Origin of the sequence: Shimia sp. NS0008-38b, from assembly GCF_040370365.1 — a bacterium.
Classification (GTDB): Bacteria; Pseudomonadota; Alphaproteobacteria; order Rhodobacterales; family Rhodobacteraceae; genus Shimia.
This window is the reverse complement of sequence record NZ_BAABWQ010000004.1, coordinates 517,091-539,429: the sequence shown is the minus strand read 5'-3', so window position 1 is coordinate 539,429 and position 22,339 is coordinate 517,091. Positions and strand designations below refer to the sequence as shown.

Genomic DNA, 22,339 nt, shown 5'->3' with positions numbered 1-22,339 from the left:
CAGTGCCTCCCCAACATTTGGGTGTATTTGCTTCCTTACTGTGCCAAGCGCGGCCTTTGCGAAAGCGGGTTGGAAATCCGCTGGCCCCCATTCGCCGCCCCCTGTAGGGTCGCGCCATGAGCAGCACATCCGTTACTTTTAGCCATGATCAGGCCGAGGCCTTTGACAACATTTCCTCCTTGCTCAAAGGGCTTGGGGTGGATTTGGACGAGGGGGTTTTGACCCCTGCAACCGAGGGCAAACAGGCGATTGCCGCTGTGACTGGCAAAGCTGGGTCTGGCAAAACGCTGTTGTTGGCGGAGATGGTCAAAGCGCTTGAGGGCGCCGGCGTGGATATCGTTTCTGGCGACTATGAAGGCAAGCGTAAGAAAGATCACCGCACGCTGGCCATACTGGCGCCAACCAACAAGGCGGCAAGTGTTTTGCGGATGCGGGGTGTGCCCGCGACCACCATTCACCGGATCATTTATACGCCGGTCTACGATCCCGAATATGAGAAGATCGCGGAGTGGTTGGCCGAGAAAGGCGAACGGCCGGAGATTGAGGGGCTGACCGATGAGGCCTTGGATCGGGCGGAAGCGTTTTACAAGATACATAAATCCATTCCGGGTGCCTTGGCGGCGGCGGGGCTGCGGGGCAGTGATTTTATCACCGGTTGGAAACGTCGGGATGATCCGCTTGATATCGGGTTTATCGATGAAAGCTCGATGCTGGATGACAAGCAGTTTGAGGACCTAAAAGAAATCTTCAGCACGCTGGTGCTGTTTGGTGATCCGGCGCAGTTGGCCCCAGTGAACCAATCAGGCACGATGGTGTTTGATAAGTTGCCTGCGCCTGCGATTTACAATCTGGAACGTATTCACCGCCAAGACGCCGATAATCCGATCCTTGATCTGGCGCATGCGCTCGCAGACCCGCAGCTGCAGTTTCAAGATTTTGAGCGCATGGTGGAGGACACCGCACGCCGCGATGATCGGGTGCAATGTGCACAGCGGGTTGAGGTGGATTTGATGGCGCGCAGCCCGGTTTTGGTGTGGCGCAATGCCACCCGTATCCGGCTGATCAATGCGTTTCGACAGGTGCATGACGCGCCCGAAGATGCATTGCTGGAAGGGGAGCCGCTGATCTGTGATGGGATTGAGCTTCCGATGAAACACCGCAAGAAGCGGCTCGACTTGGAAGCGCGCGGTTTGATCAAAGGCGCGCAGGTCATTTACCTCGGTCCCGGTCGAAAGCCGGGCTTCTCACGGTTGCATGTGATGGGGGCGGAAGATCCACGCGTGTCTGCGGCCTCGATTGTGAAGATCGAGATGCCGGACGAGGAAGAGCCTTTTATTCCTTACGCGGCACGCATGGGGGCGACCTTTTTGCATGGCGCGGCAGTGACCATTCACAAGGCGCAGGGCAGCCAATGGGAGAACGTGCAGGTGTTCGCGCCTGACCTCTATGTGGCGGCACGGATGAACCGAAACGAAGCGGGGCAACCTTTGTGGAAGCGGCTGGCTTATGTGGCAATTACGCGTGCAAGTGAGCGTCTTCATTGGGTTGTGCGCAACCGTTTGGCCAAGCCGACAGGTCCGCTTACGGTAGAGGATTTGACCGTGGCGCCAACACCGCTGGCGTTGGAGGTGCAGGAGGAAACCGCATGAAGAGCATCATTGTGACTGGCGCAAGCCAAGGCATCGGTCGCGCCACAGCTGAGGCATTTTTGACCGCTGGTTGGCGGGTGGGCCTGTTGGCGCGCAGTGAAGACAAGCTAAAGGATTTGGCGGCGGCGCATGAGAACGCGGTGCCTCTGGTGGCGGATGTGACGGATGCCGCCGCTATGGAGAGCGCATTTGCGCGGTTTGTGGCGCGCACAGAACGGTTGGATGCGCTTTTTAACAATGCAGGGATGTTTGGCCCTGCGGGACCGATTGATGAGATTGATCTTGGTGGGTTTGATCAGGTGCTGAACGTGAACGTGCGCGGCATGTTCATCGCCGCCAAACTGGCCTTCGCACAAATGCGCCGCCAAGCCCCACAAGGGGGGCGGATCATCAACAACGGGTCGTTGGCAGCACATGTCCCGCGCGAGGGGGCGGTGTGTTACACGCTGACCAAACATGCAATCACCGGGCTGACACGCTCTTTGTCGCTTGATGGAAGGCCCTATGACATCGCTTGCGGGCAGATCGACATCGGCAATGCGGCAACGGATATGGTCTCCGATCTCAACGCGCGTTTGGTGGCGGAAGGGCGAGAAGCAAACCCCACAATGGATGTGCAGGATGCGGCCCGGTCCGTGCTGCATATGGCGGAGTTGCCGCTGTCGGCAAATGTTCAGTTCATGACCGTTATGGCGACAAAGATGGCCTACATCGGCCGGGGGTGATCCATCGCCTGAGCGAGCCAAAGAAAACCCCCGACCAAGGGAGGTCGGGGGCGAAAGGTCTGATGCTAAAAAGGGCTTCTGAAAAGGTCTTTTGGTAGTGCCAATCTTTGGTGCTTTCAGGGGCGCGAACGCCCCGAAGCGTTTTTTTGCTTAGCCAATCAGGCCGCCGTCGACGCGCCGTACCGCGAAGACACCGGACCGTGGCAATGATTTGCCCCCATCCGGGAAGTGAGAGTTGCCGCGCTCGCCTGGGTGCTGAATACCCACAAACATTGTGCGGCGGTCAGGGGACCAGCAAACACCGGTGACTTCGCATTCCTTTGGGCCAACCAAGAAGCGGCGTATTTCGCCGGTCACGGTGTCGCCTGCCAGCATCTGGTTGTTGCCCATACCTGCAAAATCTTCTTCGTTAGAATAGTTGCCGTCGGTTTGGATCCACAACAGACCTGTGCTGTCAAACGCCATGCCATCCGGAGAGTTGAACATATTCCCAGCGTTGATGTTCTCACTGCCTGCGTATGCATCATCGTGGACATCGGGATTCCCGGCCAGCGCGAACAGATTCCAGGAAAACCCGTGAGAGCTGTGATCCTCATCGTCGGGCATCCAGCGCGCGATCTGACCATAGTGGTTTTCCACACGTGGGTTGACCGCATTGGCGGAGGTGTCATCGCCCCCGGCGTTGGGTTTCTTGCCGCGGTTTTTGTTGTTGGTTAGAGCAACATACGCTTCAGCTTTAGTTGGGTTCACCGCAACCCATTCCGGGCGATCCATTGTTGTTGCACCGACGCTTGAGGCCGCTTGGCGGGTATGGATGCGAATTTCAGCGTCGCTCATGCCGGTGGTTTCCGGCGTCAGAGCCAGCCATTCACCGCGCATATCGTCGTGGAATTTGGCCACAAACAGGTCGCCGCTCTCCAACAAATCGCTGTTGTTGCCCGCTGCAGAATAGGTGCCGTGGGAGACAAATTTATAGAGGAATTCTCCGCGCTCATCATCACCTAGGTAGACCACAGCCTTGCCGTTTGGTGCCAGTGCCACAGCCGCGTTTTCATGCTTAAAGCGGCCCAGAGCGGTGCGTTTCTTGGGCGTGGATGTGGGATCAAACGGGTCGATCTCAACGATGTAGCCCGCGCGGTTTGGCTCGTTTGGGTTTTTGGCGACGTCAAAGCGGTCATCCACGCTGGCCCAGCCGTACCCCCAATCTTTGGAGGACACGCCGTAACGGGCCAACTCTGCGCTAACTTCATGGGCTTCATCTGCGGCCGAGAAATAGCCGTTGAAGTTTTCCTCGCAGGTCAGGTAGGTGCCCCAAGGCGTTTCACCATTGCCGCAGTTGTTCCATGTTCCTTTTGTCGTGGTGCCGGTTGGATCAGCATGCGTCTTTAGCAGATCATGGCCCGCGGCAGGGCCGGTCAGGTCCATGTCGGTCTCAGGTAAAATGCGGCGATTTAGGCCGCTGTCGACCACAACCTGCCAGTTGCCGGCATCGTCGCGCGCCACTTCAAAGATCGACACGCCGTGCGCGTTCATGCCCTTTTTAACGTCATCAGCTGTCGCCCATTTGGCGTCTGGGTTGTTGCCCCACAGCACCTTGCGGTTGGTGTATTCGTTGTTGATTGCCATAACGGTGCGGCCGTCTTTGGTGAAGATCGACATGCCATCGTTGTTGTCGCCAAAGGCGCGAGCCTGGGTGGCGGCCGTGCCGCGGGTGGCTTCATCAAAGGACGTGGAATCTGCGAACAGGGGATCCCCCCAAGTCACAACCTGTTGCCACTCAAAGCCTTCAGGCACCGTGATGGTGTCATCCGTGTTGGCCGCGATCTGCGCAAAACCAAAACGATCAGCATGGCCGTCGGCCAAAGCGTCACGGGTCAAAGCGGTGGTGCCTACGAGGAAGGATCCGAGACCAAAGGTCATCACGCCCCCCAAGAAGCCGCGGCGCGACAGGGCGGTTTCCACCACGCGGTCAAAATCTGTTTCTTCGGCACGTGGCGAGATCAGTTCGTCAATTTCATCAAATGACAGGTCATCATTGGGCAAGTCAGCGGACATTCCTGGCTCCTCGGCTGGGTGGGCAAAGCCCGTTGGTGTTGCTGAGGGTTTAGAAAACCGTGGATTCAGATTCGTGACAAGAAGGCTTCAGTTTTGTGACCGTCGATTTTGAGCGGAACCGCGCCGAAATCCCCAAAGGCGCAACGCGGTGCCCATGCTTTTCGTGCGCCTCTGGGAGCGGAAAAGGAGCGGCCTCAAAGAGGGCGGGAGAGCCTTGTTTTAGGCGGCTTCAGACAGGAGAGCCTCAAGGGCGAGCGGGCGGCTGTACATTTGAAGGCTGCCATCTGCATGGCGGGGCCATTCCGCGGCATCGCGATCGCGGTAGAGTTCCACACCGTTCCCGTCTGGATCATTGAAGTAGATGGCTTCTGACACGCCGTGATCGGACGCCCCCATCACTGGAAAGCCAGCATCAATCACACGTTGGACTGCAACAGCAAGATCGGCGCGGCTGGGATATAGGATGGCTGTGTGAAACAAGCCCGTGTGGTGATCCGGTGCCGGTGTGCTGCCCTTGCTGCGCCATGTGTTCAGGCCGATATGGTGGTGGTATCCATCCGTACTCAGAAATGCCGCGTCATTGCCATGCCGTGTCTGCACTTCAAAGCCCAGCGTGTCGGCATAGAACTGGATTGCACGATCAAGATCTGCCACTTTGAGGTGTACATGACCTATGCGGGCGGAGGGGGCGTATGTGTCGTTCATATGTGTCTCCTTTGCTGCAGCAAAGCTAGGAGCCTGCGATGGTCATGAAAACTTGCGATTTGGCGCGGTCTATGTGCGTATTTGCGCAAGGCAACAGTATCCGTTTGGATTTCAACAAAAAAAGGTTTGGAGGTTCTGTGACACGGTTTCGTTCGGCGCCATGTCTGGAGACAGACAGATTGCTTTTGCGCGCCCATAGTTTGGCGGATTTTGAGGACAGTGCGGCCATGTGGGCCGACCCGCAGGTTGTGGCACATATTTCAGGCGTGCCGTCGACGGCCGATCAATCTTGGTCTCGGGTGCTGCGCTACATCGGGCATTGGCAGGCCCTTGGATTTGGGTATTGGGTGATCGTTGACAAGGCTGACGGAAGCTTTCTGGGCGAAGCCGGACTTGCAGACTATCATCGAGATACGGAGCCAAGCATCAAAGGTGTCCCGGAAGCTGGATGGGCGCTGAAACCATCCGCGCAGGGGAAGGGGCTTGCGACGGAGGCGGTTACGGCGGTGATGGCTTGGGCGGATGAGGCACTGGCCAAGGAGTTTCCAATGGCCTGTGCGATCTTTGATCCGGCGCATACAGCCTCCGTGCGGGTTGCCAACAAAGCTGGGTTTGGCAATCCGGTGATGGGCACGTTTGGAGACAAAGACGCTTTGTTTTTGGAACGCACACTGGGGACGTGATCAAGGTGTAAGAACGGTGGCCTTACCCAATAGTTTTTGCAATCCAATCTGAGATGTAGTCATGGTGTGCAGCGTAGTCATCCCATGTGGCTTGCGCCCAGTCGCGAACTTTGGCGCTGTGTTGCTTGGTGCCTGCGCGTGGTGCAACGTCTGCGACGGTTAGGGTGAACCGGGTCGGTGGCGCCAAAGGAATAAGGGTGGCCTTGTGCTCTGACATGCCCAGCATCACGTCGTTGGTTTCTTTGGGCGGCAGATCGTGGGTGAGTTGTAGTTTCAGGCGGGCGAGATGCAGACCAACTGATTGCACGGCGCGGCGGGAGTTGGGATCACCTGCGTGTTGAACGGCATAGGTGTCTACCGTCAGGCGATGTGTGGTCCGCAGTGCAGGATCACTGTATTCAGCAGCCAAGAGCCGGTTAAAGGCCGCGTAACACCCGGATGACGAAATCATATAGGCGTGGGTGGGGCCAGTGATGTTGTCAAACCGGCCGCCGCATCCCGGGCAGGTGGTTTGCCTGTTGGACGCCATGGGGGCGGTACCTCAACTGCAGGAAAAAGCCGCCCCGAGGTTGGGGCGGCCTTTATGGTTTTGGGGTTTAGGCGCCGACCATGCCGACAATTTCGTAGGTCTTTTTCAGGATCGGCGCGGCAATTTCGCGGGCTTGGCCTGCGCCATGGGCGAGAATTTTGTCGATCTCGTCTTGGTGCTGCATCAAGCGGGCCATTTCCGTGCTGATCGGCGCGAGTTTCTCCACCGCCAGCTCGGACAGCATCGGTTTGAATTCCGAGAACTGTTTGCCGCCGACATCGGCCAACACCTGATCCACAGATTGCTCTGACAGGGCTGCGTAGATGTTCACAAGATTGCGTGCCTCGGGACGCTCTTCGAGGCCTTTGGCTTCAGAGGGCAAAGCCTCCGGGTCTGTTTTTGCCTTGCGAATTTTCTTTGCGATGGTGTCAGCATCGTCGGTCATGTTGATGCGAGAGGCATCAGACGGATCAGACTTAGACATCTTTTTGGAGCCATCGCGCAGGGACATCACGCGGGTGGCCGCGCCTTCAATCACGGGTTCGGTGACAGGAAAGAAATCCACGCCGTAGTCGTGGTTGAACTTGATCGCCACATCCCGGGTGAGCTCCAGATGTTGTTTCTGATCCTCGCCCACCGGCACATGGGTGGCGTGATAGATAAGAATGTCAGCGGCCATCAGTGCGGGGTAGGCCAACAGGCCCAGCGAGGCATTCTGCTGGTTTTTGCCTGCCTTGTCTTTCCACTGGGTCATGCGCTGCATCCAGCCCATGCGGGCGACACAGTTGAAGATCCATGCCAGCTGCGCGTGTTCGGCCACTTGCGACTGATTGAACAGGACGGATTTCTGCGGGTCGATCCCGGCAGCGATGAAGCCAGCGCAGAGTTCGCGCGTGGCGCGGCGCAGCTTTTCAGGGTCTTGCCAGACGGTGATTGCGTGCAGATCAACCATGCAAAACACGGTCTCATGTGTGCCGGCCTGTTGCATGTCGACAAAGCGCTTCATTGCGCCGAGGTAATTGCCCAGCGTCAGACCACCCGAGGGTTGAATCCCGGAAAAGACGCGTGGGGTAAAGGTGGAGGACGTTTGGACCGCCTCGTTCATTGGAAATACTCCGTCTGGATTTGTTAACGCGCTTGGCTTACCTACGGTGTCAAACCCCGTCAAGGAGTGCAGGCGTGTCCCATCCAGATGATCAAAGCCCCGTAAACCCATTGCCACCCGTTGTCACAGCTCTGTTTCTGCTGCTCGTGGGCGTGGAGGCGGTTTTATGGCTGGGCTCCAAGGGGATCATTGGTGGGCCATCCGCCATTGGTTGGCGACTGGAAACCATTCAAAAATATGCGTTCTCCCCCGATATTTTTGGCTGGATGCTCACAACTGGGCAGTGGCCGTTTGAACATGTGATCCGCTGTGTCACATATCTGTTTGTGCATGCCAGTTTTTCACACGCGTTGTTTGGCGGTGTGCTGCTGCTTGCAATGGGCAAAATGGTGGGAGAAGTGTTTTCCGGCTTGGCGACGCTTGTGGTGTTTGTCGCGTCTGGTGTGGTCGGCGCGCTTGTCTACGCGCTGATATTGGGGAGCGCTCCCGCGCTTGTGGGCAGCTACCCTGGCGTCTACGGCTTGATTGGCGCGTTTACGTTTCTGATGTGGACCCGGTTGGGCGAGATAGGCGCGCCGCAAGCGCGGGCGTTTTCGCTGATTGGGATGCTGGTGGCGATCCAGCTGTTGTTTGGCCTGATTTTTGGTGGAGGGCCGGACTGGCTGGCTGATGTGATCGGCTTTGGTACGGGGTTTGTAATCTCATTTGCGTTGACCCCCGGAGGGTGGCAGCGGATCCGCGAAAAGATCCGCCGCCAGTAAACTCGAACACGAAGCGCAGTTAGGCTGCTTCGGCGTTGTCGTCCATGTCACGTACGGCCCAGCCAAGCGCAATCGCACTGATGCCCGTGGACAAGAGTTCAACCGCCAGCAACACGCCAAGCAGAACTGCGGCGGATTGTGGGAAGTTGTTGAGCACCATCAAACCCAAGACAATGGACACCACCGCGGACAGCAGCATGGCCAAACGCGCGGTGCCTTGAACGTTGAATAGGCCAAAGCCTGCTTTGAACGCCCCTGAAACCAAGAACAGGATGCCAGACACCAAAGTGAGTGACAGCAGGCCCTTTAGCGGTTCAGCAAGAATGTGCACGCCAATGATCATCGCAAGCAGGCCAATCAAGACGCCCGCGATCTTTGCACCAGTTGATTCTGAGCTAAAGGCAGCAAAGATTTGCACACCGCCCATGATCACAAAGCTCCAGGCCACAAACAGCGTTGCGGTCACCGATGCAGCGAAGGGATATACCAACGCCACCAGCCCAAGGACGACGGACACCACCCCGACAATCATCAAAATAATCCAATTATTCATATCGCTCTCCCAGAAATACATCTACGGAGCGACTAAACGCGGGTGTGGTGTCTGTGGCAACAGTCTTTTTGGGTCGGACTAACTGCGCCGCGCGGCGGACCGCAAATCAGAAGGCGCGTAAGCTCCGATCAGGCGGCCTATGGCAAAGTAAACCAATGCCCCAATGGAAATGAGTGCAATCAAAGCCACATACCGCCAGCCGGGGGTGCCAAACAAGGGGATCATCACAACCCAAGCGCCCCAGATGGTGCCCCCCATAAAGGCTGACGCGATGCAGATGCGCCACAGACGGCGGCGCAAGCGGGCGTCAAATTTGGCAACGCTGCCATAGCGCCGTGCGCCAAAGGCCAGCTGAGCCACCATGATCCATGCGGAAACGGTTGCCGCCACGGCAGGGGCCATCCATTGGATGTAGGGTGCCAAGCCAAAGGCAAGCGCGGCATTGACGACCATGGCCCAGACGGCAAAGCGGAAAGGGCGTTTGGTGTCTTCGCGGGCAAAGAACAGCGGTTGCAGGAGCTTTTGCAAAACAAAAGCCGGCAGCCCAACCGCGTAGATCGACAGAGCGACAGCGATGGCGGCGCTGTCATCTGGGCCTGTAGCGCCGCGCTCATAAAGGACAGAGACCAGTGGCAGCGGGATCACCAAAAACGCCACAGCACAAGGAATGGTGAGGAACATCGCAAACTCGCCCGCGCGGGAGAAGGCGTCGCGCGCGCCATCGCTGTCATCCGCTTTCAAACGTCGCGACAGGTCAGGCAACAAAACGATGCCCACCGCAATGCCGATGACGCCCAGCGGCAATTGGTACAGCCGGTCTGCCGCATAGAGCCAGCTGACAGCGCCGGGCGTGGAGGAGGCCACAATTTGCCCCACCACCAGATTGATCTGCATCACGCCACTGGCCAGAGCAGCAGGCACGGCAATGCGCACCATTTGCGCCATTTCTGGTGTCACGCGCGGCAGGCGCAGGGAGATATTCAGCCCTGCTTTGCGCGAGGCGATCCACACAAGAAGCAATTGGGCCACGCCAGCAACGGGTATTGTCCAAATAAGCCAGGTGACCACATCTCCACCCAGATAATGTCCCGCGAGAAGGGCAGGGATGATCAGGATGTTGAGCAGGGTTGGCGCCGCCGCAGCCGCGGCAAAGCGTCCGGTGGCGTTGAGCACGCCGGAAAACAGGGCAGCCAATGACATAAAGAAAATGTAAGGAAACACGACACGGCCAAAACCGACGGTCAAATCAAAGCGTTCGTCCCCTGAGAAACCTTCGGCGGTGGCCCAGACCAGCGCGGGCATGAAGATCATGCCAAGCGCCGTGAGAGCCAACACAGCAACCGACAGCAAGCTGAGCGCATCGCTGGCAAAACGTTCGGCATCCTCTTCGCCCTCCAACTTTTTGGAGAACATCGGCACGAAGGCCGCGTTGAACGCACCTTCTGCGAAGAAACGGCGAAACATATTGGGCAGGCGAAACGCGGCCACAAACGCATCCAGCAGCGGCCCAGGTCCAATGAAGCTTAGGATCAGAATTTCGCGCACGAAGCCCAACACGCGGCTGGCGAGGGTCCAGAACCCCACGGTGAGAAAGCCACGCATCAGACGGATCGGCTTCATGAGCGGGCCCTTTCGGCGCCCTGCTTGATGGCGTCACGTAGCCTTTTCTCAAGTGTTTTCTGTTTGCCAGAGGCGTGGAACTTAAGGCCGAACATGTCTTTGACGTAAAAGGTGTCCACCACCTGTTCGCCAAACGTGGCGATCACAGCAGAGGCGATGTAGACATTGGACGCCGCCAACGTTCGGGTGAGATCATACAGCAATCCAGGCCGGTCGCGGGTGTCGACCTCGATCAACGTATAGATCTCAGAGCCTTCGTTATCGAAGGTTATGGTGGTCGGCACATTGAAGGCGCGTTCGCGTTTTTTGATGACGTCCCGAGATTTTATCGCTTCTGTGGTGACCACTTCGCCGGCCAATGTGCGTTCGATCATCGTGCGCAGCCGCGGCAAGCGTGAGGCCTCGTACGGGGCGTCTTCGGCGTCCTGAATCCAGAATGCCGCCGTGGCGTAGCCGTCTTTGGTGGTGAAGGTTCGCCCATCCACGATGTTGGCACCCACAAGCGCCAAAGCACCGCACATGCGGGTGAAGATGCCGGGGTGGTCTGCCATAGCAAAACACACGCGTGTGGCATCGCGATCTACATCAGGGTGCAGATCAATGCGGACTTCGTCGTCGGGTATATTGCGCAGTAATTCAGCAAAGACCTTGTGCGCGGTGATATGTAGCCCCTGCCAGTAGGGTTCGTAATGGCGCCCGGTTTCTTTCTTGAGGTCTTTTGCAGGCCAGTCGGATAGCTCTTCACGCAGCAGCTTCTTGGCTTTTGTGCCGCGGTTTTCGCGGGTCATGGACTCCATGCCGTCCTCAAGTACCAATCTGGTCTGGCGATAAAGCGCACGGATCAGTACGGCTTTCCAGTTGTTCCAGGTGTTTGGGCCCACACCGCGAATGTCACAGACAGTGAGGATGGTCAGCAGGTTCAAACGGTCAACAGTTTTCACCGCTTTGGCAAAGTCGCGCACCGTTCGCGGGTCAGCGATATCGCGTTTTTGCGCCATGTCAGACATGAGCAAGTGATAGCGCACCAGCCATTCCACGGTTTCGCTGTCCGCTTTGTTCAACCCCAACCGAGGCGCTACTTTACGAGAAATCTGAGCCCCAAGGACCGAATGGTCGATGTCGCGCCCCTTGCCAATGTCATGCAGCAGCATCGCAGCCATCAACACCTTGCGGTTCACGCCTTTCTGGAGAATGTCAGACGATAGAGGCAGTTCGTCTTGAAGCTCCTCACGCTCAATTTCTGCATAGTTGGAGATCACCTGAATGGTGTGCTCATCCACGGTATAGGAATGATACATGTTGAACTGCATCATTGCCACGATGGGCTCAAATTCCGGAATGAACGCTGACAGGACACCGAGCTCGTTCATCCGGCGCAGGGCACGCTCGGGATTGCCGTGTTTGAGCAGTAGATCAAGGAAGATGCGCTGGGCTTCCTTACTGGCGCGAAAGTCATCGTTGATCAGGTCAAGGTTGGCCGTCACCAACCGCATGGCATCTGGATGGATCAACATGCCGGTGCGCAGGCCCTCTTCAAACACGCGAAGCAGGTTGAGTGGATTTGCAAGGAACGCGTCTTTGTCACTGACATTGAGACGGTTGTGTGTGATCTCATATCCGGGTTTCACGCGCGGACGTCGGCGAAAAATCCGTTCCAGTAGCGGTTCAGCTTTTGCATGGATGGCTTCGAGTTTGGTCAGCAAAATGCGGGTCAAATCGCCAACCGCAGTGGTTTCGCGGAAGTAGTCTTGCATAAAGTGCTCAACCGCACGCCGCCCGCCTTTGTCGGAGTAGCCCATAGCATCCGCCACTTCGACCTGCACATCAAACGTCAGCTGCTCCATCGGACGTCCGGCAATCAGGTGCAGATGGCCGCGCACAGCCCAGAGGAAGTTTTCAGCTGCGACAAACTGCTGTAGCTCGTCTTGATGGAGCACGCCTTTGGCGACGAGTTCTGACACGTCTGATACGTGGTAGACATATTTTGCGATCCAGAACAGCGACTGCAAATCTCGCAGGCCGCCTTTGCCCTCTTTCACATTGGGTTCCACCACATACCGTTGACCTTGCTTCTTGTGACGAGCGTCGCGTTCTTCGAGTTTGGCTTCGATAAACTCGCGCTCCGTGCCTTTGAAAAGGTCGGCCTCAAGGCGAGTATCAAGTTTGTCAGCCAGCGGATGAAAGCCGCGCAGAAAACGGTTTTCAAGCAGCGCTGTGCGAATGGTGAAGTCTTCTTTCCCCAGACGCACACAGTCTTTCACGGTGCGCGAGCTGTGGCCAACTTTCAGGCGCAAATCCCATAAAATGTAGAGCATGGATTCAATCACGCTCTCCGCCCAAGGGGTGATTTTATAAGGCGTCAAAAACAGCAAGTCGACATCAGACTGTGGCGCCATTTCTCCTCGGCCGTAGCCGCCCACCGCAAGAAGCGCGATGCGTTCTGCTTCTGTGGGCGTCGAAATCGGATGAAACCGTCGCGTGGCCGCAAAAAACGCACAGCTCACAAGACAGTCAGTGAGCCATGTATAAGACCGTGTCATATCCCGCGCAGCCCGCGGCTTTGCGCGGAACGCAGAGGCTATCTGCGTCATACCGGCTTTCCGCCGTGCCATCAGCAACCCGACCAGTTCTTTGCGCAGCGCGTTTTCCTTGCCGTCCTGTTTCAGGATATCGACAACGGCCTCGGTGACTTCAGCGCGGTTGAAAATGTCGTCTGCGTCGCAGATCAGCCCCGCCTTGGGCGGAGCTGGAAAGATGTCGCGGGCGTTAGAGGCCAGCGCCTCCAAATCGGGTTGGGGCAGGGTCAATGATTACCACCTTCTTGTCGCGGATAGAGGCCACAGCCAATCCACGTTCGTTTGTTCCGTCTGCACGCAGGCGGAAGATGCCGTTCACACCTTGAAAGCCTGCGCCTTGTGTCAATGCGCCGGTGGTCAATGCGTCGGTTTTCCCGGCTTTGACCAGTGCGCCAATCGCCGCAATGCCGTCATAGGCAAGACCGCCAATAGGGTGTGGCAACCCACCGTAGGCCTGCGCGTAACGGCTTTGGAATTGCTGTGTTAGCACGGGATCAGGCATCGCAAACCAGCCACCCTGCACGCCAGGAAGCTCCACTGTTTGGGATGGGATGTCCCAACGCGTCAGGCCCATGTACTGGATCGTTGCCGGGCTCAGACCCGCTTCTGGCAGCAGCTGCGTCACAAGCGGGAGGGCACCGGAGGTGTTTGAGGTGAGGAACAACACGTCTGCGCCGTTTTGGTCGGCGGTCAGTTTGATCTGGCTGACCGCAGCGATCACACCTTCCTGCGAAAACTCATAGCCAACCGACCCGGCGTTCTGTGCACCTTGGGCGTTGATCGCTGTTGCGATGGATTGATTGCCGAGCTGCCCAGAACTGTTTTGCGAATAAACAGTCATGATGTTGCTTTTGCCGTTGGTCTTCGCAAAGGCAACCATGCGGTTGGCGGTGTTTTCAAACGTTGGTCCCAACACAAACAGGTTGCCGCCCGCGATAGTGGTGTTGTTTGAGAACGACAGAACGTTGACGTTGCTGTTTGCCACGGCTTTGGCAGCAGCGTTTGCGGCTTCGCCAAAGACCGGGCCCAGAATGATTTTCGCGCCTTCGTTCACGGCTTTCACAGCCGAAGCCTGCGCGGTGTTTGGATCGCCAGCTGTGGGATAGACCCGCAGGTCGATCTGCACATCGCCAAGGTCAGCAATCGCGAGTTTGGCAGCGTTCTCTAGGCTTTGCGCCAGTTGCGCGTCGCCTGCGTTGGAGGAACCCGCCGGCACCAAAAGCGCGACCGGCACAGGTGCGGAGGTCGAGATTCTCTGCCCAGTGTTGAGGGTGGATGGGTCACAAGCTGTCAGTGCAAAAGCAGTGAGGCCAACCGCGGCCCCTTTCACAAAACGCTGAGCAGGTTTAAGAAAAGACAAAATCGGCAAAAGTTCCACTCCCATTGGGTCGCAACCGTGTCAATGCGTCGGTCGCGTTGGGGCGAATAATAAACGAGTGAAAAGGCGGGTCCAGCTATGAATCTCCAGACGGTGAAATTGCAGCCGGGGTTGTACTTTGTCGCCACACCTATCGGATCTGCCCGAGACATCACATTGCGGGCCTTAGATATTTTGGCTTCCGCGGATGTGATTGCCGCCGAAGACACCCGGTCTATGAAGAAATTGCTTGAAATACACGGGGTGGCGCTCGATGGTCGGCCTGTTTTGGCCTACCATGATCACTCGGGCGAAGGCGCGCGAGCGAAACTTTTGGGGCATTTAGATGCAGGCCGATCCGTGGCCTACGCATCAGAAGCGGGCACGCCGCTTATTGCCGATCCCGGGTATCATTTGTCGCTTGCGGCCTCTGAAGCGGGACATTTGGTGACCAGCGCCCCGGGACCAAGCGCGATTATCACCGCGTTGTCGCTGGCCGGATTGCCAACAGATTCGTTTTTCTTTGCAGGGTTTTTGCCAAACGCCAAGAAGGCGCGGCAAACCGCACTTGAGGCGGTGCGTGAGGTGCCGGGCACTTTGGTGTTTTATGAATCTCCCAAAAGGGTCGCGGCTATGGTGGCCGACGCTGCGATGGTGCTCGGGGGCGGACGCAAAGCGGCTGTTGCACGCGAGCTGACCAAGAAATTCGAGGAAGTGTTGCGAGGCTCACTGGATGATTTGGCGACTGAGTTGGCGGATCGTCAGGTCAAAGGTGAGATTGTCGTGCTGATTGATCGACAACGCGGTCAAGCTGCCAGCGAAGAGGACATTGAAACCGCCTTGAAAGACGCGCTGAACACACTGTCGGTGCGCGATGCCTCAGATGCGGTTGCCAAAGCCTATGGCATCAACCGGCGGAAAGTGTACCAATTGGCATTGCAGCTGCAGAAGGCGGACTGATCCGCGAGAGCATAGGTTTGGTATGAGTGATCCGCGCAAACAGGATGTTGGACGCGCAAGCTATTTGGCGGGGCAATCCGCGGAAGACTGTGTGCTGCGCCACTACGAGGCTCGCGGGCTGACTCTTGCTAAATCGCGGTGGCGAGGCAAGGCAGGCGAAATTGACCTGATCCTGCGCGAAGGCGCGGTTTTGGTGTTTGTCGAAGTCAAAAAAAGCAAGTCCTTTGACCGTGCCGCTGTCAGGTTGCAGCCCAAACAAATTCAACGATTGATGCAAGCGGCGGAGGAGTTTTCCGGGGGGGAGCCGCAGGGGTTATTGACCGAAATGCGCTTTGATGTTGCCTTAGTGAATGGGCAGGGTCAGGTTCACATCCTTGAGAATGCGCTGTGGGATTTCTGAGCGCCCATTGCAAGCAGCCATAGCATGGGCCATGTAGGTGTGGACTTTTATTCAGGGTGCGCACATGAAAATCGCCTTTCAAATGGATCCGATCACCTCGGTCGACATCAACGCTGACAGTTCTTTCCGTATTGCCGAAGAGGCGCAGGCCCGTGGCCATGAGCTGTTTTACTATTCTCCGGATCAATTGGCCTATGAGGAAGGTGAGATCACTGCGCGTGGGCACTCGATGGTGGTGCGGCGTGAACAAGGTAACCACGTGGATTTGGGGCCCTTTGAGCGTGTGAACCTGAAAGACTTTGACGTGGTTTGGCTACGTCAGGATCCACCGTTTGATATGAATTACATCACCAGCACGCATTTATTGGATCGGCTTGCGCCGGGTACATTGGTGGTGAATGATCCGTTTTGGGTGCGCAATTATCCTGAGAAGCTCTTGGTTCTGGATTTTCCTGAGCTGACGCCGCCGACCACAATTGCGCGTGATCTGGACACCATCAAAGCCTTCAAGGCCAAGCATGAAGATGTGATCCTTAAGCCGCTTTATGGCAACGGCGGTGCGGGCGTGTTTCGGCTGGACGCAAACGACCGCAACCTGACATCTTTACATGAACTGTTCACCGGATTTAGCCGTGAGCCGTTGATTGTGCAGAAGTTCCTGCCGGATGTCAGCAATGGTGACAAGCGGGTGATCTTGGTGGACGGCGAGCCTGTCGGAGCAATCAATCGCGTACCAGCGGCGGGTGAGACACGCTCCAATATGCATGTGGGTGGCCGACCAGAGAAAATTGGGCTGACGGAGCGCGATCTAGAAATCTGTGCCGCGATTGGCCCTTTGTTACGCGAGAAAGGTCAGGTTTTTGTCGGCATTGATGTCATTGGTGACTACCTTACAGAGATCAATGTAACGTCTCCCACAGGCATTCAAGAGTTGGAGCGTTTTGACGGAGTCAACATTGCCGCAAAGATTTGGGAAGCGATTGAGGTCAAGCGCGCTTAGCCATATCGAACGCTGTAATTGTATTGATGACGCGCGCGGCCTCCGCTGAGGAAAATGTGCTTGTTTTGGCATCCTGTCCTCCGTGGCCGAGCCAAAGGTGGCACGCGTCACAAAGGGAGCGACATCGGCACGTAACGTTTGTGGGAGCCAAAATGGCGAAGGTGCCGATGTCGACGCCTTCACCGTGCCCCAGTTTTAGTCGCGGCAAAGTTTTAGTGACCTTCGATGGACCTTTGGCCTGACATTGGCGTGGAGGCCCGCCGTTGCGCAGGTCTTCGTATGGGGCTTCGCCTATGCAAAGGCTTTGACCACAGCGGGAACGGAGATGCGCTCCTCAAGCGTTTCGATGCTGCTCAGCAAGAAAGCGTCCCAATTTGTTTTCTTTGAAAATCCACCAATGTTGAGCTCGTTGCGGATATGGCGTTCGACTTGCTGTGTCTCCGGGCCATACACGCCATCCGTTTCCAGCGGTTGGTCAAAAAGGTAGCGAAGGGCGCTTTGTAGGAAAAAAGTTCTGCTTTTGGAATGCCTGCGAAATCCAACCGCATCGCCGTTGTCAAAATGAATGTGATCGCCAAATCGGGGGTCGAAACCATGAGTCAGCACCGTGCCAAATGCACGTCGCAAATGCGCTTCGATCAGAAGGTATTCAAATCGCTGAGTGGTATGGCTGTTCGCTGCCCAAATACCGCCCCCGGCAAACATAAAGCCATCAAGATCAAAGGCGGTTTTTCGGTGACTGTATGCAACGCCGCGGCTTGTGCCGGACGTGCCTCCGACAAGGATTGAGGTGACGTCTCCAACACCTGAGGCCGAAAGACTGAGGAAGATATCCTGAAACGCACGATCCACTGCAGATGCAAAGCGTGTTTCCAAGTGTGGCCTGATTGGATATCCAGCCACGCCATAGTTGCTCGGTGGTTCTCGATCGTACAAAATTGGCACACCTGCCAACGAATTGATGCGCAGAATTTTCATATTGATTGGTCTCAGTTCATTGCGTGACAGGCCGGTGGAAAATGAATGATTTTACTGCTGTGAAAAGGCCGCGGGTGACGCCAACGCGGTGTCCGAAGCCGCTCTCAAAGACTAAGCGACTATTGGCTTTGGACGCGCTTTGAGCACCGCAGTGCTTTGGCAAAAGCGCGCGCGCTGATAGTGCCGCAGGATTTCGGCACAGTTCGGTTGCTGAGGGCATTTTCGCCCAAATCATATTGGTTTCCTTGGGTGTGTCGTCAGGACTTTAGAAGTTGTCCGCCGAACTTATCGAAATGGCGTGATCGCATCGTGATTGGTTCTAAAGTTGAGGCAGCATGCCACTCAAAGCGCCAGGCACCCTTGCAAAATTGAAGATGAGCCTCATTGGATGGGGGCTCTCATGACATTGGAGGAAAGGTCTTGGAGTTCGACGCTTACCCCTTGTGCCGCCAAGCTGGATGAGGCTCAAACTTGAGCCACGGTGGGCAGGCAAAGTGTTGCAGAGTAAGACCTTAGGGCGCGTTCCCATGCGTCCCTTGAGGTTGAGGACTATCGGGGTAGATCCATAGTCTTGCCGCTGATCGCGCCGTTGCTTACGTCAGATTACCGATGTTGTCGTGCTCTTTGATCTTTCTAGATGGTATTGAGTGTTTTGCACGTCGCTACCGATACGTCAGAAAAGCGCCAATCTTGCAAAGGACAATGTGCTTTCCATAAGTCACTGATGTGGCTTAATGTTTAGTGCGACACCTAGATAGGCGGGAAAAGCTTGGGCCAAAGTTCACCTCTGACGGACCCTGTGATCTTACGACTGAGTGGTCCACTTACAGTCGTAGATGCGGACGGCGTTGATTATACGCCCAGAAGCCGCAAAGCGCAGGCTCTGCTGGCGCTGATTGCAACATCGCCCAAGTTGTGCCGCAGTCGCAGTTGGCTTCAGGACAAATTGTGGAGCCGCAATGACCCAGTTCAAGGGAGTGCAAACCTGCGCCAGACCCTAACGACGCTGCGCAAGGCACTTGGCCCTTATTCATATATATTAGAGGCGTCACGTTTGGACGTGGGGCTTGCTCCGGCGAGTGTGTCTGTGATCGGTGCAGAAGGCGCGGCGGATAGAGCCGAAGAGTTTCTCGAAGGACTGGATGTTGCCGATCCGGAGTTCGAAATCTGGTTGCGATCGATGCGGGGTAAGGCAACACCCGCACCGCATATACATGAGATTTCCAGACCAAACACAGCTCGTTGGAAAGTGTTGTTGCACCACGAGCGAGGCGAGGATGACACGGGGTTGGTCCTGACTTGTGCTGATATGGTTGCACAGGTGTTGCGTGAGCAGGGTGAGTTGGAAATCACGGAAGATCCGCGAGAAACGGGTGATGACCGTTTGATTAAGGTGTCTGTAATCAATGTCGATGGACTAAAGGAAGGCTGTGCGCTTCGTTTGGTGGCCCAAGACATGCAGTTCAATCGACAGATCTGGGCGTATACGTGGTCCGGTTTGGTGTCCAATCACTTTGAGCTTCAGGACCTCGATCTGTTGGGGATGATCTTTCGGCTTCAGTCGGAGATCAGCCGCTACATGGCGCAAGCGCGAAATCTGATCGATAGCAACGGGTGCTCGCCCTTAGTTCTTGGTGCTGCAATCCCGCGGATATTTTCCTTTCAGCCTGAGGAATTGGATCAGGCCGCTTTGATGCTGTCGGACGCGATGGACAGCCGGAACGCAGCTCAGTTCATGGGGTGGCAGGCTCAGATCGCAGTGATCAATTTGATCGAACAGTTTACGGATGCGCCCGAAGCGTGTGTGGAGCAGGGCAAAACACTTGCGGCAAAAGCCATTGAAATGGACCCAATGAATTCGGTGGTTTTGTCGACGGCGGCGAATGCGCAAGTCTTGCTACACCGTGGGGATGCATCTGCGGGTGGTGACTTGGCGAAGCTGGCGGTTCAGGTGAATCCGGCCAACCCTTTGGCTTGGTGGGCGTACGCAAATGTCGCCATCTATGCTGGCAAAACGGAGGAAGCGCTCAAAAGTGCTCGTGTTGCTTCAAAGTTGGCGGCCCGGACACCCCTGCAATTTTGGTGTGATTTTCAAATGGGGTTGGCCGCATTCAAAGCTGGGGATTTTCCCAGCGCCAGACGCGCGCTGGAAACCTCGGCCAGTTTGGCGCCTCAGTTTCGTCCGCCGCGACGATACCTTTTGGCGATTTACGCTCATATGAAAGAGTTCGACAAAGCCGCGCGTGTTTTGGTGCAGCTGAAAAAGCTCGAGCCGGGGTTTTCACTCGACGGTTTTGTCAATGACCCCAGCTACCCTATCAGCCTTGTTCGCAAGACCAACATACTCTCTTGGAACGACTTTCAAGATTTGAGCGCCTTTACCTGACTCTGTCCGAAATTCGGCTGCCTCCAAGGGAGGTTATAAAGGGCTCTTTCTATGTGAGGTTTTGACCATGGAGGAGACTCGAAGTCGTTTCTTTTCCTGTGTAGAACGATATTTAATTTGCCGCTCAAAAAAAATTGATGCAGAATTTTCCCATTGCGAAAGCGAATTCATATGGGGCGCCGGAGAGGAGGCCGCTGGAACGGGACATTTTGTGTCTGGTTTCGCGGTTCTGGCGCGCGCTATCGAGGGAGAGAGAACGATGGTTCACATCAAAAATCCAATTTTGCGGGGGTTTCATCCCGATCCGTCTATCTGCCGGGTCGGCGAAGATTACTATATCGCGACATCAACATTTGAATGGTATCCGGGGGTGCAGATCAGTCACTCTCGAGACCTGGTTCATTGGAGAACCGTCGGGCAGGTCCTAAATCGGCAAGCCCAACTCGATATGCGTGGAAATCCTGACAGCGGTGGTGTCTGGGCACCCTCTCTGTCGTTTGCCGATGGCCAATTCTGGTTGATTTACAGCGACGTCAAACGCTTGGATGGAAACTTCAAAGACGCACATAACTACCTTGTCACTGCGCCCACCATAGACGGTCCCTGGTCTGACCCGATCTACCTGAATTCCAGCGGATTTGATCCATCTTTGTTTCACGACGACAACGGCAAGAAATACCTTGTGAATATGGTTTGGAACCACCTTGCCTCCATGGGAAATGACCATGTTCGAGGCGCCAAGTTTTTTGGCGGTATCTTATTGCAAGAATATGATGTTCTGTCTGAGAAGTTGGTTGGAAATATCCAAAACATCTTCCCGGGTAGCGAGCTTGGTTTGGTTGAAGCACCACATCTGTTCCAACGGGGCGACTACTATTATCTGATTACCGCTGAAGGTGGCACTGGATATGAGCATGCGGTCACATATGCCCGATCACGCGATGTTTCGGGGCCTTATGAATTGCATCCAAACACGTTTCTTTTGACGGCACAAAACGCGCCGGAAGGTGCGCTTCAGCGGGCAGGGCATGGGCAATACGTCGAACTGCCTGATGGCACGCCCTACCATACTTTTCTGTGTTCCCGCCCCCTTCCGGGTATGAAGCGATCTCCGATGGGCAGGGAGACAGGTATCGCGCGCTGTTGTTGGGGCGAAGACGATTGGCTCTATCTGGATCACCAGAAATTAGAACCCGCCACCAATGTCACGCCGCCTGAGTTGCCGTCGCACCCTTGGCCTGATCCGCCGGTGGTTTTTGATTTCAAATCCATGAATGTCTTACCACCTCAGCTGCAATGGCTAAGAAGTCCAGAAACCGAGCGGCTTTTTGAACTTCGCCAAGAGGGTCTGCGCCTGTTCGGTCGAGAGTCCATCGGCTCCTTGTTTGAGCAATCTCTGGTGGCGGCACGCCAAACGGAATGGGTATGTGAAGCGCAGACCTGTGTGGATTTTGACCCAGAAGATTTTCAGCAATTAGCAGGGCTTACGGCATATTATAACCGAACTCAATTTCACTACCTTGCCTTGACGCGAGATCCTAAAACGCAGGGGCGCGGGTTGGTCATCTTGAGCTGTGCGGATTGGCCAGAGGCTCGGGTATCCTATGCGATGGCCGACATGGTCGCGGTCCCTGAGCAAGGGCCAGTGTGGATGAAACTGAACATTGATCACGCGGCTTTGCAGTTTGCCTACTCGCTCGATGGGCTGTCATTTGAACCGATTGGCCCCGTTTTGGATGCGTCGATTTTGTCGGACGAAGGGGTGCGCGGAGAGCATTCCAACTTCACCGGAAACTTCATTGGTATGGCAGCGCAAGATGTTACCGGGCGGGCTAGGAGCGCTGATTTTGCCATGTTCAAACTGGATCAGAAATCAGCGGATGTTTGAAGGTTCAGGCCGTCAAATGACGTCTGGAAAACCAAGATCGTTTGGTTTTGTGGCTGGCGACATTGCGTGTCGCCAGCTGTTGCTTGGTGTTTTTTGAACGAAATGCCACGTCGGTAGTGTGGCCGTATCGCGGCGGTTTGGCGGAGGCGCCGCATCTGGCTGCGCAATGGCGAAGATTCTGTGTTTCCTGCCTTGTTTCGCGTCTGGAACAGGGCGTTTGTGCGGGCCAAGCCTGTTGTCTTGCGGTGCCACTCTGGGGTGGTGATTAGGTGCTTGTGCGAAACCTTTGACGCATTAAGGTTGAGTGCTCTATGAGAAATGTCTGATAAATTAGCGAAAATTTTCTTCGAAAGGATTCGTTAATACAATCTCAAGGTGTGTTGCGTATCCAGATCACGAACTACTCTTC

The 22,339-nt window shown here is 55.9% G+C and carries 18 protein-coding genes; 9 read left to right on the top strand and 9 right to left on the bottom strand.

Annotated features, from left to right (window positions below):
* The first annotated feature begins 116 nt into the window (after nucleotides 1–116).
* Entirely contained in the window at nucleotides 117–1,649 is a 1,533-nt protein-coding gene (locus tag ABWV47_RS19370) for an ATP-dependent DNA helicase (RefSeq protein ID WP_353314928.1), read from the top strand.
* Nucleotides 1,646–2,374 carry an SDR family oxidoreductase gene (locus tag ABWV47_RS19365; protein WP_353314926.1) on the top strand — a complete coding sequence of 243 codons (729 nt, stop codon included), beginning with the start codon at nucleotides 1,646–1,648 and terminating at the stop codon, nucleotides 2,372–2,374. Before ABWV47_RS19370 ends, ABWV47_RS19365 begins: the two co-directional genes overlap by 4 nt.
* A gap of 150 nt (nucleotides 2,375–2,524) precedes the next feature.
* Here ABWV47_RS19365 and ABWV47_RS19360 read toward each other — a convergent pair whose 3' ends face one another.
* Nucleotides 2,525–4,429, bottom strand: a complete 1,905-nt coding sequence (locus ABWV47_RS19360; protein WP_353314924.1) for a PhoX family protein — start codon at nucleotides 4,427–4,429, stop codon at nucleotides 2,525–2,527.
* 219 nt (nucleotides 4,430–4,648) lie between these two features.
* Complete coding sequence (locus ABWV47_RS19355; RefSeq protein ID WP_353314922.1) at nucleotides 4,649–5,134, bottom strand: VOC family protein; 486 nt, start codon at nucleotides 5,132–5,134, stop codon at nucleotides 4,649–4,651.
* Nucleotides 5,135–5,271: 137 nt separating this feature from the next.
* Between ABWV47_RS19355 and ABWV47_RS19350 the strand changes: the two genes are divergently transcribed.
* Entirely contained in the window at nucleotides 5,272–5,817 is a 546-nt protein-coding gene (locus ABWV47_RS19350; protein WP_353314920.1) for a GNAT family N-acetyltransferase, read from the top strand.
* A gap of 22 nt (nucleotides 5,818–5,839) precedes the next feature.
* On the opposite strand, the gene ABWV47_RS19345 is transcribed toward ABWV47_RS19350, so the two are convergent.
* Complete coding sequence (locus ABWV47_RS19345; protein WP_353314918.1) at nucleotides 5,840–6,346, bottom strand: DUF5946 family protein; 507 nt, start codon at nucleotides 6,344–6,346, stop codon at nucleotides 5,840–5,842.
* Nucleotides 6,347–6,413: 67 nt separating this feature from the next.
* On the bottom strand, nucleotides 6,414–7,451 hold the full coding sequence (trpS, locus tag ABWV47_RS19340; RefSeq protein ID WP_353314916.1) for a tryptophan--tRNA ligase: 1,038 nt from the start codon (nucleotides 7,449–7,451) through the stop codon (nucleotides 6,414–6,416).
* Nucleotides 7,452–7,525: 74 nt separating this feature from the next.
* Between trpS and ABWV47_RS19335 the strand changes: the two genes are divergently transcribed.
* On the top strand, nucleotides 7,526–8,212 hold the full coding sequence (locus ABWV47_RS19335) for a rhomboid family intramembrane serine protease (RefSeq protein ID WP_353314914.1): 687 nt from the start codon (nucleotides 7,526–7,528) through the stop codon (nucleotides 8,210–8,212).
* Between the two features lie 19 nt (nucleotides 8,213–8,231).
* Here ABWV47_RS19335 and ABWV47_RS19330 read toward each other — a convergent pair whose 3' ends face one another.
* From ABWV47_RS19330 to ABWV47_RS19315, 4 genes are all read right to left on the bottom strand, one after another.
* The gene (locus ABWV47_RS19330; protein WP_353314912.1) at nucleotides 8,232–8,765 is read right to left on the bottom strand and encodes an HdeD family acid-resistance protein; all 534 of its coding nucleotides are present in this window, start codon (nucleotides 8,763–8,765) and stop codon (nucleotides 8,232–8,234) included.
* Between the two features lie 78 nt (nucleotides 8,766–8,843).
* Nucleotides 8,844–10,385 carry a murein biosynthesis integral membrane protein MurJ gene (murJ, locus tag ABWV47_RS19325; protein ID WP_353314911.1) on the bottom strand — a complete coding sequence of 514 codons (1,542 nt, stop codon included), beginning with the start codon at nucleotides 10,383–10,385 and terminating at the stop codon, nucleotides 8,844–8,846.
* A complete protein-coding gene (locus tag ABWV47_RS19320; protein WP_422064447.1) occupies nucleotides 10,382–13,192 on the bottom strand; it encodes a [protein-PII] uridylyltransferase in 2,811 nt (936 codons plus the stop codon). Before ABWV47_RS19320 ends, murJ begins: the two co-directional genes overlap by 4 nt.
* Nucleotides 13,152–14,345, bottom strand: a complete 1,194-nt coding sequence (locus ABWV47_RS19315) for a penicillin-binding protein activator (protein ID WP_353314909.1) — start codon at nucleotides 14,343–14,345, stop codon at nucleotides 13,152–13,154. The genes ABWV47_RS19320 and ABWV47_RS19315 overlap by 41 nt, the downstream gene beginning before the upstream one ends.
* A 72-nt stretch (nucleotides 14,346–14,417) precedes the next feature.
* Here ABWV47_RS19315 and rsmI point away from each other — a divergent pair, with 72 nt between their 5' ends.
* The 3 genes from rsmI to gshB all read left to right on the top strand — a co-directional run bounded on the left by rsmI (nucleotide 14,418) and on the right by gshB (nucleotide 16,678).
* Nucleotides 14,418–15,278 (top strand): 16S rRNA (cytidine(1402)-2'-O)-methyltransferase, encoded by an 861-nt coding sequence (gene rsmI, locus ABWV47_RS19310; protein WP_353314907.1) that lies wholly within the window; start codon nucleotides 14,418–14,420, stop codon nucleotides 15,276–15,278.
* Nucleotides 15,279–15,300: 22 nt separating this feature from the next.
* Nucleotides 15,301–15,678, top strand: coding sequence for a YraN family protein (locus ABWV47_RS19305; RefSeq protein WP_353314905.1), 378 nt, complete (start codon nucleotides 15,301–15,303; stop codon nucleotides 15,676–15,678).
* 64 nt (nucleotides 15,679–15,742) lie between these two features.
* The gene (gene gshB, locus ABWV47_RS19300) at nucleotides 15,743–16,678 is read left to right on the top strand and encodes a glutathione synthase (protein ID WP_353314903.1); all 936 of its coding nucleotides are present in this window, start codon (nucleotides 15,743–15,745) and stop codon (nucleotides 16,676–16,678) included.
* 291 nt (nucleotides 16,679–16,969) lie between these two features.
* Here gshB and ABWV47_RS19295 read toward each other — a convergent pair whose 3' ends face one another.
* A complete protein-coding gene (locus ABWV47_RS19295) occupies nucleotides 16,970–17,656 on the bottom strand; it encodes a hypothetical protein (protein WP_353314901.1) in 687 nt (228 codons plus the stop codon).
* Nucleotides 17,657–18,425: 769 nt separating this feature from the next.
* Between ABWV47_RS19295 and ABWV47_RS19290 the strand changes: the two genes are divergently transcribed.
* Both ABWV47_RS19290 and ABWV47_RS19285 read left to right on the top strand, forming a co-directional pair.
* A complete protein-coding gene (locus tag ABWV47_RS19290) occupies nucleotides 18,426–20,042 on the top strand; it encodes a hypothetical protein (protein WP_353314899.1) in 1,617 nt (538 codons plus the stop codon).
* 259 nt (nucleotides 20,043–20,301) lie between these two features.
* Complete coding sequence (locus ABWV47_RS19285; RefSeq protein ID WP_353314897.1) at nucleotides 20,302–21,930, top strand: glycoside hydrolase family 43 protein; 1,629 nt, start codon at nucleotides 20,302–20,304, stop codon at nucleotides 21,928–21,930.
* Nucleotides 21,931–22,339: the final 409 nt, after the last annotated feature.

Bases quoted from the DNA above. Each gene is read 5' to 3' on its own strand.
- ABWV47_RS19360 (WP_353314924.1), bottom strand. From the start codon at position 4,429: ATGTCCGCTGACTTGCCCAATGATGACCTGTCATTTGATGAAATTGAC.
- ABWV47_RS19345 (WP_353314918.1), bottom strand. From the start codon at position 6,346: ATGGCGTCCAACAGGCAAACCACCTGCCCGGGATGCGGCGGCCGGTTT.
- rsmI (WP_353314907.1), top strand. From the start codon at position 14,418: ATGAATCTCCAGACGGTGAAATTGCAGCCGGGGTTGTACTTTGTCGCC.
- ABWV47_RS19315 (WP_353314909.1), bottom strand. From the start codon at position 14,345: ATGGGAGTGGAACTTTTGCCGATTTTGTCTTTTCTTAAACCTGCTCAG.
- ABWV47_RS19305 (WP_353314905.1), top strand. From the start codon at position 15,301: ATGAGTGATCCGCGCAAACAGGATGTTGGACGCGCAAGCTATTTGGCG.
- ABWV47_RS19285 (WP_353314897.1), top strand. From the start codon at position 20,302: ATGGTTCACATCAAAAATCCAATTTTGCGGGGGTTTCATCCCGATCCG.
- ABWV47_RS19365 (WP_353314926.1), top strand. From the start codon at position 1,646: ATGAAGAGCATCATTGTGACTGGCGCAAGCCAAGGCATCGGTCGCGCC.
- murJ (WP_353314911.1), bottom strand. From the start codon at position 10,385: ATGAAGCCGATCCGTCTGATGCGTGGCTTTCTCACCGTGGGGTTCTGG.
- ABWV47_RS19330 (WP_353314912.1), bottom strand. From the start codon at position 8,765: ATGAATAATTGGATTATTTTGATGATTGTCGGGGTGGTGTCCGTCGTC.
- trpS (WP_353314916.1), bottom strand. From the start codon at position 7,451: ATGAACGAGGCGGTCCAAACGTCCTCCACCTTTACCCCACGCGTCTTT.
- ABWV47_RS19370 (WP_353314928.1), top strand. From the start codon at position 117: ATGAGCAGCACATCCGTTACTTTTAGCCATGATCAGGCCGAGGCCTTT.
- ABWV47_RS19295 (WP_353314901.1), bottom strand. From the start codon at position 17,656: ATGAAAATTCTGCGCATCAATTCGTTGGCAGGTGTGCCAATTTTGTAC.
- ABWV47_RS19355 (WP_353314922.1), bottom strand. From the start codon at position 5,134: ATGAACGACACATACGCCCCCTCCGCCCGCATAGGTCATGTACACCTC.
- gshB (WP_353314903.1), top strand. From the start codon at position 15,743: ATGAAAATCGCCTTTCAAATGGATCCGATCACCTCGGTCGACATCAAC.